Here is a 13297-nt window from a genome sequence, read left to right as displayed (position 1 = left end):
TGTTCAATTATTACCGATTCTAAAATATCTGAATTTGGTTTCTCAAAATATCATCAAAGGTTTCGGCCTGTCTGATGAGTTTTGCCTTTCCGTCGTGCCATAGAACTTCAGCGGGTTTCAAACGCGAATTATAGTTGCTTGACATCGAAAAACAGTATGCCCCTGCATTTCTGAAACAAAGAATATCTCCTTCGGAAATTTCAGCTATTTGTCGGTTAGAGGCAAAAGTATCTGTTTCACAGATATAACCTACCACCGAATAAAAACGTTTTTTTCCATTAGGGTTGGAAATATTTTCAATTTGATGAGTTGCTCCATAGAGCATCGGTCGAATCAGATGATTGAATCCTGTATCCACTCCAGCAAATACTGTTGAAGTAGTCTGCTTCACAACATTTACTTTTGCCAAAAAGAAACCTGCTTCACTGACTAAAAACTTTCCTGGCTCAAAAGCTAAAGCTAAATCTTTGCCATATTCTTTGCAAAATGCTAAAAATCTGCTTGAAAGTCGTTCGCCTAATTCTTCAATATTAGTTTGAATATCCCCCTCTTTATAAGGGACTTTAAATCCACTGCCAAAATCAAGAAATTCCAATCCTTCAAAATGTTTTGCTGTTTCAAAGAGAATTTCAGCAGCATACAGAAATACATCAATATCCAAAATATCACTTCCAGTATGCATGTGAATTCCATTAATTTGCATTTTGGTATTTTCAACAATACGCAGAATATGAGGTATTTGATGAATACTGATGCCAAATTTACTATCAATATGTCCGACTGAAATATTAGAATTTCCACCTGCCATTACATGCGGATTGATACGAATGCAGATAGGAATTTGTGGATATTTACTTCCAAATTGCTCTAAAATAGATAAATTATCAATATTGATTTGCACACCCAAAGCAGTGGCTTCTTCAATTTCCTCCAATGAAACTCCATTGGGAGTGAAAATTATTTGTTCAGGTGAAAAACCTGCTAATAAACCTAATTGTACTTCCTGAATGGAGACTGTATCCAATCCACTTCCTAAATTACGAAGCAGTCTCAAAACAGAAATATTAGAAAGAGCTTTAACTGCATAGTTCACTCTGAGGTTTGGAATAGTATTGAAAGCTGACGTAAGTCTTTGATATTGAGAAGTTATTTTCGTAGCGTCATACACGTACACTGGATTACCAAATTCATTAGCTATGGAAAGTAGGTCTGTTGTATTCATAATAGTTCTATTTTGAAATGCAAAAATACTATTTCTTTTTAACTACAAAATTTTTATGAAACAAAAAGTCAAAATACACACAAAAAGTTACAAATAAAACTTTCAAAGATGTGATTAATGAAATATAAATCAAATTTTGCCATTAATCATTTATTATTTCATTTTTAATAATGTGGTTATATACACTAAACAGACCTTTTCCATTCTATTTTGTATAAAATAAGAGTCATAATAAAACTATTTTCATCATGACTCTCACAAGCTTATATATAATTTTTAAAATCTATCTTAAACTACATTTTCATTCCTAAAATTTAATAATGGAAAAATGTACTTTATCACAAAGGGTAAGATAAATCAAAATTAAAAAATTCTATTGTAAGTATTTTACCAATTCAGTAATAAGCAGATTACTGCCGTGGAAACCTTCACCACGCCAAACTAATTCACGTTGATTGAATATGACAATCGTTGGTAATCCATTGATTTTTAAAGCCTTTGTCAATTCTTTGTTTTTATCAACATCAATTTTAACAACTTTGACTTTATTTCCAAGTTGGGTAACTATTTCTTTCAGTACGCCATTCATCTGCACAGAAGTTTCATGCCAATCAGCATAAAAACAGAACAAAACAGGTACGTTAACATCTACTATATTTCCGAATTTATCCATTAATATGTTTATTAATTATATGTTTGTATTATAAAAGGCTAAATTTTTGAATTAAAGTTATTTATTTTTAGTTGCCTTCGTTGTTGTGACTTTTTTAGTTGTGGTTTTCTTCTCAGTCTTTGCTTTTGCTGGAGTCTTTTTTGTTTTAGCATCTAACAAAGCGTTTGCCTGTTCTAATGTAAAATTTGCCACATCCGTTTCTTTCGGTAGTTCAATTTTGGTTTTACCTTTGATGAGATTGTAGCGTCCCCAACGAGCTTTTTCCAAACGAACGTCATCCCATTCTTTTACAACTTTCTCGGATTCTTTCTGTAATTTAGCTTCTATCAGCTCTTCGGCATCATTCTGTGAAAGATTGTTGAAATCATATTTCTTACTTACATTAATAAACATATCATTCCATTTAATGTAAGGACCAAATCGACCTACGCCTTTGCTCACTCCCTTACCTTCATACATCGCAAAAGGAGCATCTGCTTTGTTTTTTTTCTCAATGACTTCCTTGGCTCTATCAAGGGTGACGCTGAATACGTCTTCGCCTCGGTCTAATGAAATGAACGTATCTCCATGACGCACATACGGGCCAAAACGTCCGATATTCACATCTACCTCTTTTCCATCAACAATCCCTAATTTACGAGGCAATTCAAATAATTGTAAGGCTTCTTCAAAAGTAATTGTTTCAATTGACATTCCCGAATGAAGACTCGCAAACAATGGTTTTTCTTCATCTTCACTTGTTCCAATTTGTGCCATTGCTCCGAAACGTCCCAGACGCACACTGAGCGGACGACCCGATTTTGGATCAATTCCTAATACACGTTCACCCGTCTCTCTACCTGCGTTTTTTTCTACATCTTCCACTACGGGATGAAAATGGGAATAGAAATTTTGTAGCATTTCTGTCCAATTTTCGGTTCCCTCTGCAATATGGTCAAAACTTCCCTCGACTGTAGCAGTGAAATTGTAATCCATAATCGTTTCGAAGTTGGATACTAAGAAATCATTTACGACCATGCCAATGTCTGTAGGAACTAATTTTCCTTTGTCCGCACCCACTTTTTCGGAAAGTGTTTTTTGTTTTACGATTCCATTGCTTAATGTAAGTTGCTGATAGTTACGCTCTTCTCCTTCAAAATTGCTACGTTCTACATAACCGCGATTTTGAATAGTTGAGATGGTTGGAGCGTAAGTGGAAGGACGGCCGATACCTAACTCTTCCAATTTTTTGACTAATGAAGCTTCTGTATACCGTGCTTGTGGACGTGTAAAACGTTGTGTAGCAATGATATCATTATTTTTGACGCTTTCTCCCGTTTTTAGTATAGGCAATATACCTTCTTGTTCTTCCTCCTCTTCATCGGTACTTTCTAAGTAAACTTTCAGAAAACCGTCAAATTTGATCATTTCTCCATGAGCAGCAAACAAATCCTTATGTTTATCAGCTTCGATCTTTACATTTGTTCTTTCTAATTGGGCATCAGCCATTTGAGATGCGATAGTACGTTTCCAAATCAATTCATAGAGTCGAGCTTGGTCGCTTTCAGCGGGAATATTTGTACGCATCATGTCCGTTGGACGAATCGCTTCGTGTGCTTCTTGAGCTCCCTTGGCTTTGGTCGCAAAGTTTCGCACTTGACTATACTTAGTACCATAAAGCTGATGTATGGCATTCTGAGCTGTCGATAGAGCTTCTTGGGAAAGATTAGTACTATCCGTACGCATGTAAGTGATGAATCCAGATTCATACAACCGTTGAGCTACGGTCATCGTTTTACTCACTGAAAAGTAAAGTTTTCGTGAGGCTTCTTGTTGTAATGTTGAAGTCGTAAATGGCGGAGCTGGTGATTTTTTAGCTGGTTTAGTTTCTAATGAAGCTATTTTGAATGTAACTTCTATATTTTTTTCTAAAAAAGCCTTTGCTTCTTCGAGTGTGTCGAACGATTTGGATAAAGTAGCTTTGAAAGTTTTCCCTTCAGAATTAGCGAATTCAGCAGTGATTTTATAGGATGAATGCGTTTTAAACTCTTGGATTTCACGCTCTCTTTCCACGATAAGCCGCACCGAAACGGATTGTACACGCCCTGCAGAAAGCCCACTTTTTACCTTTTTCCAAAGCACCGGAGAAAGTTCATAGCCTACAAGCCGATCCAACACACGACGAGCTTGTTGTGCATTAACCAAATTATAATCAATACTTCGTGGATTTTGTATTGCTTTTTCAATAGCTGTTTTTGTGATTGAGTTAAAAACGATACGTTTTGTCTTTTCAGGATTTAATTTCAAAGTTTCTGCTAAATGCCATGAAATAGCTTCTCCTTCGCGATCTTCATCACTTGCTAACCAAACCGTTTCAGCTTTTTGTGTGAGTGCTTTTAATTCTTTTACCACCTCCTTTTTATCGTTGGAAACAAGATATTTAGGTTTAAATCCGTTTTCAATATCCACCCCAATTTCTTTAGATGGCAAATCAACAATATGCCCGTAGCTTGATACCACTTTAAAATCCTTGCCTAAGAACTTTTCAATAGTTTTTGCCTTTGCAGGCGACTCAACAATCACTATATTTTTAGCCATACTACTAACTTTTGGTCGCAAAAATATAAAATTAAATTATAATATATGGTGTAAGAAGGAAAATATTTTTTATTTAAAGACGTACAGTTACATTAGAACATACCGTAAATAGAGTAGGCAGGAAAAATCAACTTCTGAAGACTAATTTTTTAACAACTTCTTTGCCTATCTCTTCATTAATACTTCTGACAATAGTTTCTTTTCCGTACGTAAGTTCCTCACTAAGAGCAGGAGAAGATAATTCAACGTACAACACATCTCCCTTTAGCTCTACGGATTTGGTGTATTTGGCAATACTAATCCCCATTATCCGAGCCCATATCTCCTGCACTTCTACTTTATGGAGTCCATATTCCAATTTATTTTGTTGTATAATCTGTTTGATAACAGAAGATAGTACCTTTGTATTTCCTTCCATAATAAATTTAATATTCTCGAAGAAACTTAATTTGTTGAATCACAAATAGGTTAAAAAACCGTATAGTCAATCAATTTCAATAAGTTGAGATATTTTGAAGATTTTAAATATTTTTTATCGTTATAATATGCAAAAACAACGGTTTTATCTTTTATAGTTTCAATAACATCTTTATAGATATGCTCAGGTAGAACAGGGCATCCTAAACTACGTCCCAAACGACCGTTACGTCTGATATAATCTTCACTAACATAATCGGCTGTATGGATAACCACTCCGCGTGTCGCCACATTGCTATTATATCCCTTTTCATCACCGTGCAAACGAAGACTGAACCCTTTACTTCCCATGTAGGTACTGCCGGTTATAAAAAAACCTATACTACTTTTATTAGACTCCTTAGTATTTGAAAATGAGGTAGATAGTTTATCTCCGCTTTTTTTTCCGTGCGAGACATATGTATGAAAAATGATTTGTTTTTCTTCCAAATCAATGGTATAAAAACGCTTAGTGTTACTATCTTTTGAAAAATCAATAATAGAAAGAATTTCCTTTTCGTTCAAGCGTTGTTGATTTTTAAGTGATTGATAGCCAATGTAGGCATAACGAAAAGCCTCATAATTCAGGTCATAATACTCCCCCTCCAATTCATCGTACAACTCCTTGATATTGTTTTCCATTTTTTTAAGAGCCAAGGAAACATATTCTTTGGAGCGAATAGAATCTGTAACGGATACCGTGTGATTGTTTTCTGCATTGACAGATTGTAACGAAAAAAACAAAACGAAAGCATAAAAAACATGACGAATTCTTTTCATATCGAATGTTAGATAAAAATTAGTTATTAGATAATAATATGTATTGCTATAAGATACTGCAAAGTTATTTTTATCTATTCGAAAAAGCAACTTTTAGTTCTTTAAATAATGTTAATTAACATTTATCATCGTGTTTTTAAAGGTGTTCATAGCTAAATATAGAGTCCTTTGCAATACCCTCCATTTCCTTTTTCTAACTGGTTTTAAATAATCTTTGAACCGATTTTTTAGAAAATCACATATTTAAAAACAGAAAATAGGTGATTTTCATCGTTTTTTCTCCCTTTTTTGAGCCTTTTTTTCATTAAAAGACAGGAAGTATCTCCATCTTCGGACTTCGCTTCAGATTGTAGGCAATGGCTTCCAAAATATGTTGCGTGTGTACTTTTGCTAAGCCTTTGAGCCATGTGACGCCCACACCAAACCATCGCTTTTGACTCCCAAAAGTACGCTCTACTACCCAAAGCGTCTTAGAAATCAGTTTGTTAAACGCTTTCTCCCATTTACTCAATTGAAACTTGATAAATTCGGTGTCTTTGAACTAATTCAATGTTTCGGTTTTTATATTTGAAAAAAAATTGCGTTATTTGCAAAAAACTAATTAGAAAACACACTTATGACATTAATTCGAGAAAAATTAGTACTGCCAAATGATGGAAAAAAATTGTTGCTACACTCTTGTTGTGCTCCTTGTTCAGGCGAGGTGATGGAAGCCATTCAGGCTTCGGGCATTGATTTCACAATTTTTTTCTACAATCCAAACATACATCCATTGAAAGAATATGAACTTCGTAAGGAAGAAAATATTCGATTTGCTGAACAATGCAATATTCCAATCATTGACGCTGATTATGATGTGGACAATTGGTATGAACGAGCCAAGGGTATGGAAATGGAACCAGAACGAGGTATCCGTTGTACGATGTGTTTTGATATGCGTTTTGAACGCACCGCACTCTATGCTTACGAAAACGGATTTGATGTGATTAGCAGTTCATTAGGGATTTCACGATGGAAAAACTTTGATCAAATCAATGATTGTGGTGAACGTGCAGCTGCCAAATACGACGGTATTACGTATTGGACATACAATTGGCGGAAAAAAGGTGGTTCGGCTCGTATGTTAGAAATCAGCAAACGTGAAAAATTCTATATGCAGGAGTACTGTGGATGTGCCTATTCACTACGTGATACCAATAAATGGCGTATTGAAAACGGAAGGGAACGTATCAAAATTGGAGTCAAATATTACGGAAACGAAGAACAAAATAGCTAAAATGATTATTACCCCAGAAGAATTCTCCAACGGAAAAATATTACTGATAGACAAACCTTTACATTGGTCATCGTTCCAAGCTATTAATAAGATAAAGTGGTCTATAATCAAAAATTACAAACTCAAAAAGATTAAAATTGGACACGCAGGGACGCTCGACCCACTTGCTTCGGGTTTATTGATTGTATGTACAGGAAAATTCACCAAAAAAATTACTGAGTTTCAAGAAGCTACAAAAACATATACGGGTACTATTCGGCTTGGAGCGACCACACCTTCTTTTGATATGGAAACGGAAATCGATCAAACTTTTTCCATAGAACACATTACTCCCGAGCTAATTGAAAAAACTCGTCAACAATTTGTAGGAGAAATTGTTCAGTATCCGCCTATGTTTTCAGCCCTTAAAAAAAAAGGAAAACGACTTTATGAATTTGCACGTGAAGGAGATGAAACTATTGAAATCCCTTCACGAACGGTTTCTATTGAGCAATTCAACTTAGATACAAGTGAATTTCCAAATATTCATTTTGAAGTAATATGCGGTAAAGGAACGTACATCCGTTCCTTGGCTAATGATTTTGGGAAAGCCTTACAGTGTGGCGGATACTTAACTGCCTTACGACGTACAAAAATTGGAGAATTTTCCGTCGATGAAGCCATTTCTCCCGATGAGTTTGTAATAAATCATATATTAAAATCAACAAAATAGGGATAAATTATTAAACCTTTCCTAACCATCATGAAATACAGCACCCAATAAAACTTCAGCTGAGATGTTTAATTAGTCAAAGCATTGACAATCAATATTCTATTGTTTTATTGGGTATAGTATTAAATTTCTACAATGTCTCAGCGGATTTTAAAACAGCTTGTTTTAATCCTTCTTTATATTGTAAAATTTTTTCTAAAGTTTGTGGGTGTTGAGCAGCAATAATCTGAGCAGCCAAAATACCTGCATTTTTTCCCCCATTCAATGCAACAGTAGCTACAGGAACTCCTCCTGGCATTTGCAAAATAGAGAGAACTGAATCCCAACCATCAATGGAATTACTGCTTTTTACAGGCACTCCAATCACGGGCAAAGGTGACATGGAAGCTACCATTCCCGGAAGATGTGCTGCTCCTCCTGCCCCTGCAATGATTACATTTATACCTCGTTTATGGGCGTTCATACTAAAATCCATTAATTTCTCAGGAGTTCTGTGCGCCGAAACAATATCAACTACAGTTTCAATACCAAATTCTTTTAAAATATCGACTGCTTCCTGCATCACAGGTAAGTCGCTTTTACTTCCCATAACAATTGCTACTTTCATATTTTGATTCTTGTATATTTAGTTTGATTTATTTTTGTTTTGTAAGTTTTTATACATACATCGTACGTTTAACAAAACCACGTATCTAAACCCTGAATTTGACTAAATCAAGTCTGCTAATTTCTGGGTCAATTTTTTTCGATGATATGGAGCTAAACCTATCGGAGTAGTTTTCAAACTCCTAATTTTGAATAATTCATACCATTCCCAAATAGTTGCTTTTAATTGCTGATGTTCGTCATATGAAAAAGACTTTCCTGTATTAGTTTCCCGAATGATTTGAACAGCATCCCAACCTTTTGGGCCTATGGCTAAAATGGGTCGACCCGATACCATATACTCAAACAATTTCCCAGGAATGATACTTTCTGTTTCTTTGCTATTGATTTCGATAAGCAATAAAATTTGGGAAGAACGTTGTAATTCAATAGCTTCATTATGAGTAATATAACCTCTGTTTATTATATATCTTCCCAAACCAAAAGCACGAATTTCTTGTTCAACGTCTTCACTAAATTTTCCTGCAAAGCACAGTTGAAAGTCATTAGCAAATTCCTCATTTTCAGTTACTAGTTCTGAAAATACTTGCCATAACATTTTTGGATTTCGGTCGGAAAGTAACGACCCTATATGCGATACTAAAAATTTCTCTGAAAGAGATATTTTTTGAATGTTCATGTCATCATATCCATTAGTAATTACATGAATAGGTCGCTTTGTAAGTTCTGAAAATTCTTTCTGAGTTTTGAAACTCGTAACGAGAATCGTATCAGCAGTATTCAAGATCGTTTTTTCCCAATATTTTTGCTTTGAATCTGCCCATTTTGTTAATCGCAAATCTTTATAGTAACCTATAGTTGTCCATGGATCCCTGAAATCACTAATCCATTTCAAATCTGGATATTTTTTTTTCAATTTATATCCTATAAGGTGAATACTATGAGGAGGAGATGTTGTTATAATAGTCTGAATATCATTTTTTTCAATAAAATCTGATAAAAAAGCAACAGAAGGCTTTACCCAAAATTTACGCGCATCAGGAATAAAAAGATTACCTCGGAGCCAAAGCATCATTTTCTCTACAAAAGATATTTTTTTTCGGGGAATGATACCAGCACTCATTTTCTTAGTTTTATTTTTTGAAAAGAATGAAGCCAAACCATAAGGTTCCCAAATAGGATGCTTAATAATTTGAATATCAGAAGGAACATCTTCACCAATTTTCTCATCCACAATTGGATAGCTTGGATTTTCAGGTGTATAAACAATCGGTTCAACTCCAAAATTTCGGAGATATTTCACAAACGTAAGCCAACGCTGTACGCCGGGGCCTCCCGCAGGTTTCCAATAGTATGTGATGATTAGTACTTTTTTCATTTTTAACCTAACACTACGTCCAACACCATCATGACAATAAACCCTCCTAAAAAACCGACGGTTGGTACATCTGTATTTTTATTCTGCTGTGATTCAGGAATAACTTCTTCAACAACTACATAAATCATGGCACCAGCAGCAAAAGCCAAGGCATAGGGCAAAATAGGAGTAAAAAACATTACAGCCACAGCCCCTAAAACTCCCGCAATTGGCTCAACCACAGCTGATAACTGCCCATAGAAAAAACTTTTCCTACGACTTAACCCCATACGACGTAAAGGCATTGAAACTGCAATCCCCTCAGGAAAATTTTGTAGACCAATTCCTATTGCCAAAGTAATAGCCCCCGCAATGGATGCCTCAGGAATATTTGCTGCTACACCACCAAAAAGCACTCCTACTGCCAATCCTTCAGGAATGTTGTGTAAAGTGATTGCTAAAATCAGCAAAGTTGTTTTCTGCCAAGGCGATTTAACACCTTCTGTTTGTTTGAAATTGGCGTGAAAATGCGGTAAAAGTCTATCTAATAAAAACAAAAAGAATGCACCTAATAAAAAACCAACCGTAGCCGGAATTATTTTTACAAAACCTTCTCCTTCAGACATTTCAATAGCAGGAATTAGTAAACTCCATATACTGGCAGCAACCATAACTCCTCCCGTGAAACCTAACATTCCATCAAGAACGATTTTATTTGCCTTGTTGAAAAAAAATACCACCGATGCACCTAATGCCGTCACTAACCACGTGAAAAGTGTAGCATAGAAAGCGGCTAAAATAGGATCTATATTTTCTAAATAAGTTACTAAGGTACTGTACATTTAAAAAAAAATTGTTTTACCGAGTGCAAAGGTATAACATTTTTTAGATTAAACTAAAAAATATTTATGTTTTTACAAAACACAGATTCACCTCAAATCAAAGCTCAATTTTTTTATGTTAGAAATTTATATATTGTCTCATATGATTATTTAACAGAGAAAAAACATTTCCTTGAAGAAGCTGTCTGAAAAGGTCTATTTTAACAAAATTAGATTCATAAAAACATTGATTATGAAAGTCTTATTTTTTGAATTGCCAAAATTATACTTTTCAGACAACCTTTTTTTCTCATGGATTTTTCTTTCGCAGACTTTGGATACACTCTTTCTAAAAAAAGAGAAAAGGCATGTCAAAAATTGCACTTACTAATCGAACTTAAGATAGAAAAGTAAACCCAATCCTCCATCAACGATGAAAAGAAATTCTGCAGAACCTTGAGATTTATAACAATTCTGTTTCTATTGCTTGGATATATTAGACTTCTTATAACTTAACAAAGCATTAGTGTAAAATATTTTTATTTTATAATATTCTGAATATCAGCAATTATACGATTTGCTAGAGCATCAGCTTCTTCAAAACTTTTAGCTTCGGTATAAATACGAATAATTGGCTCTGTATTTGATTTTCGTAAGTGAGCCCAACTTTCAGCAAAATCAATCTTCACTCCATCAATCGTATTCACGTTTTCGTGAGCATATTTTTGAGCCATTTTTGTCAAAATCATATCAACATTTACCTCAGGCGTAAGTTCGATTTTGTTTTTACTCATGAAATACGCTGGATAGCTTTCTCGTAATTCTTTTACGGATGTTATATTTCTAGTAGCTAATAAAGAGAGAAATAAAGCTACCCCAACCAAAGCATCTCGCCCGTAATGTAGCTCAGGGTAGATAATTCCTCCATTACCTTCTCCACCTATGATAACGTTGTTTTTCTTCATCATTTCTACTACATTTACCTCACCGACTGCCGAAGCAAAATAGTTAGCTCCGTATTTTTCTGTAATGTCACGCAAGGCTCTTGATGATGAAAGATTCGAAGCCGTGTTTCCTGGTGTTTTGCTTAGTACATAATCCGCACATGCCACCAAGGTGTATTCCTCGCCGAACATTTCTCCATCCTCACAGATGAGTGCCAATCTGTCTACATCAGGATCAACAACAATACCGAAATGAGCTTTTTCAGCTATCACTTTGGCAGAAATATCTCCCAAATGCTCTTTCAAAGGCTCAGGATTGTGAGGAAAATGACCGTTTGGTTCGCAGTAAAGCTTTACTACTTCCACTCCCAATTTCTCCAAAAGCCGAGGAATAGCTATACCTCCTGTTGAATTTACCGCATCGACTACTACTTTAAATTTCTTACTTTTAATGGCGGAAACATCTACAAGTTTTAGGTTTAAAACTGATTCTATGTGTTTATCTATGTAAGTGTCATTTTTGGTTATTTTACCCAAATCATCAACTTGAGAGAATGTAAAATCACTTTTTTCGGCAATTTTCAAGATTTCTTCACCGTCTTTGCCATTTAAAAATTCACCTTTGCTATTGAGGAGTTTCAGGGCATTCCATTGCTTAGGGTTGTGACTTGCCGTAAGTATAATCCCTCCATCAGCGTTTTCCATCGGTACAGCAACCTCTACAGTAGGAGTAGTACTCAATCCTGTGTCGATTACCTCAATACCTAAACCTACTAAGGTGTACGCTACTAAATTCTGAATCATTTCTCCTGAAATACGTGCATCGCGCCCTAATACTACACGGATATTTTCTTTATTAAGAGTCGTTTTTAGCCATGTTCCGTAGGCAGCAGCAAATTTCACTGCATCAATTGGAGTTAAATTGTCTTCGGGCTTGCCTCCAATGGTACCTCGAATCCCTGAAATTGATTTAATTAAAGTCATAATAAATATCTTTTATTCTATATCTGATTATTTGTTTACTTTTTCTTATCCAAAAAACGAATACTAACTTGGTCAAGATAATCTATCCCAAGCAATGAAGAAGCCCCTCCAACAGTATGTAAATTACTTTTGTATACACTAACTTGCAGATAATCAAGACTGTTAAACAAAATTAATCGCTCTCCATCGGGTATGGCTCTGCGTTGCTTAGGTATCGAAAAATCAATAATATCGCTGTAATTTTCATGTATCTTAGTAAAAGAATACATGTTGAAAATGACCTCAAAAGGACGTCCTTGTCCCACCTCGTGGAATAAAGACTTTGGAATATTACTCACTGCATTACCGTAGTGGTCAATATAAATCACGGTTCCTGTAATAAATGTTTTGTTATCGGACACTTCTGGCTTAAAATAAGTCATTTCAAAACATTTTTCAATTCGATTTCCCAGAACTTGTAACGGAATTCCTTCCAACAAATCTTTAGCTACTTTCGGAAAGAAATGCAATACAGGAAATTGATTTTTGGTAGTTGTATTAAATAATTCATACACTTCCACATCCGACTCATTTTCTGAAAGCAAATGAAAAATTCCATTGTCAGCACCAATGAAATAATGACCTCTTAACTTCATTATCAAATGCTTACGCTCTGGTGTAGCTTCAGCATCTACTCCAATAATATGAACACTTCCTTTTGGAAAATGATGGTAGGCATTTTTGAGTATGTAATGAGTTTGCATCACATCGAACGGAGCTATAAGATGGGAAATATCAACCACAGCCACATTCGGAATTTCGGTATAAATCTTTCCTTTAACGGCTGCAACTGCGTAGTCTCGTTCTCCAAAGTCTGTTGTTAATGTAATGATTATCAATGTGTTTATGA

At 35.0% G+C, this 13297-nt stretch carries 12 protein-coding genes and 1 pseudogene; 2 read left to right on the top strand and 11 right to left on the bottom strand.

Annotated features, from left to right (window positions below; all coding sequences use genetic code 11):
• Positions 1 to 19: 19 nt before the first annotated feature.
• The 6 genes from lysA to ACF3OB_RS10600 form a co-directional block, all read right to left on the bottom strand.
• Positions 20 to 1222, bottom strand: a complete 1203-nt coding sequence (lysA, locus tag ACF3OB_RS10625) for a diaminopimelate decarboxylase (protein ID WP_042344950.1) — start codon at positions 1220 to 1222, stop codon at positions 20 to 22.
• A 373-nt stretch (positions 1223 to 1595) separates the two neighbouring features.
• Positions 1596 to 1895, bottom strand: a complete 300-nt coding sequence (locus ACF3OB_RS10620) for a co-chaperone YbbN (RefSeq protein ID WP_095893233.1) — start codon at positions 1893 to 1895, stop codon at positions 1596 to 1598.
• Positions 1896 to 1952: 57 nt separating this feature from the next.
• Positions 1953 to 4472, bottom strand: a complete 2520-nt coding sequence (gene topA, locus ACF3OB_RS10615; protein ID WP_392420273.1) for a type I DNA topoisomerase — start codon at positions 4470 to 4472, stop codon at positions 1953 to 1955.
• A 127-nt stretch (positions 4473 to 4599) separates the two neighbouring features.
• Complete coding sequence (locus ACF3OB_RS10610) at positions 4600 to 4890, bottom strand: DUF721 domain-containing protein (RefSeq protein WP_042006266.1); 291 nt, start codon at positions 4888 to 4890, stop codon at positions 4600 to 4602.
• A 50-nt stretch (positions 4891 to 4940) separates the two neighbouring features.
• A complete protein-coding gene (locus ACF3OB_RS10605; protein ID WP_042006268.1) occupies positions 4941 to 5708 on the bottom strand; it encodes a murein L,D-transpeptidase catalytic domain family protein in 768 nt (255 codons plus the stop codon).
• A 304-nt stretch (positions 5709 to 6012) separates the two neighbouring features.
• Positions 6013 to 6219 carry a transposase gene (locus tag ACF3OB_RS10600; protein WP_157909091.1) on the bottom strand — a complete coding sequence of 69 codons (207 nt, stop codon included), beginning with the start codon at positions 6217 to 6219 and terminating at the stop codon, positions 6013 to 6015.
• Between the two features lie 105 nt (positions 6220 to 6324).
• Between ACF3OB_RS10600 and ACF3OB_RS10595 the strand changes: the two genes are divergently transcribed.
• Both ACF3OB_RS10595 and truB read left to right on the top strand, forming a co-directional pair.
• On the top strand, positions 6325 to 6984 hold the full coding sequence (locus ACF3OB_RS10595) for an epoxyqueuosine reductase QueH (RefSeq protein ID WP_042006271.1): 660 nt from the start codon (positions 6325 to 6327) through the stop codon (positions 6982 to 6984).
• Positions 6985 to 6988: 4 nt separating this feature from the next.
• Positions 6989 to 7684 (top strand): annotated as a pseudogene (truB, locus tag ACF3OB_RS10590) (tRNA pseudouridine(55) synthase TruB); the annotation flags it as partial.
• A gap of 142 nt (positions 7685 to 7826) precedes the next feature.
• On the opposite strand, the gene purE reads toward truB, so the two are convergent.
• From purE to ACF3OB_RS10565, 5 genes are all read right to left on the bottom strand, one after another.
• Complete coding sequence (purE, locus tag ACF3OB_RS10585; RefSeq protein WP_095893239.1) at positions 7827 to 8303, bottom strand: 5-(carboxyamino)imidazole ribonucleotide mutase; 477 nt, start codon at positions 8301 to 8303, stop codon at positions 7827 to 7829.
• 102 nt (positions 8304 to 8405) lie between these two features.
• Complete coding sequence (locus ACF3OB_RS10580) at positions 8406 to 9680, bottom strand: glycosyl transferase family 1 (protein WP_392447674.1); 1275 nt, start codon at positions 9678 to 9680, stop codon at positions 8406 to 8408.
• Between the two features lie 2 nt (positions 9681 to 9682).
• On the bottom strand, positions 9683 to 10501 hold the full coding sequence (locus tag ACF3OB_RS10575) for a ZIP family metal transporter (protein WP_172914119.1): 819 nt from the start codon (positions 10499 to 10501) through the stop codon (positions 9683 to 9685).
• A 518-nt stretch (positions 10502 to 11019) separates the two neighbouring features.
• Entirely contained in the window at positions 11020 to 12408 is a 1389-nt protein-coding gene (gene glmM, locus ACF3OB_RS10570) for a phosphoglucosamine mutase (protein WP_042348246.1), read from the bottom strand.
• Positions 12409 to 12443: 35 nt separating this feature from the next.
• On the bottom strand, positions 12444 to 13286 hold the full coding sequence (locus ACF3OB_RS10565; RefSeq protein WP_095894419.1) for an S-adenosyl-l-methionine hydroxide adenosyltransferase family protein: 843 nt from the start codon (positions 13284 to 13286) through the stop codon (positions 12444 to 12446).
• Positions 13287 to 13297 lie beyond the last annotated feature (11 nt).

Source organism: Capnocytophaga canis (genome assembly GCF_043187445.1).
GTDB classification, from domain to species: domain Bacteria; phylum Bacteroidota; class Bacteroidia; order Flavobacteriales; family Flavobacteriaceae; genus Capnocytophaga; species Capnocytophaga canis.
This window is presented reverse-complemented; position numbering and strand designations above follow the sequence as displayed.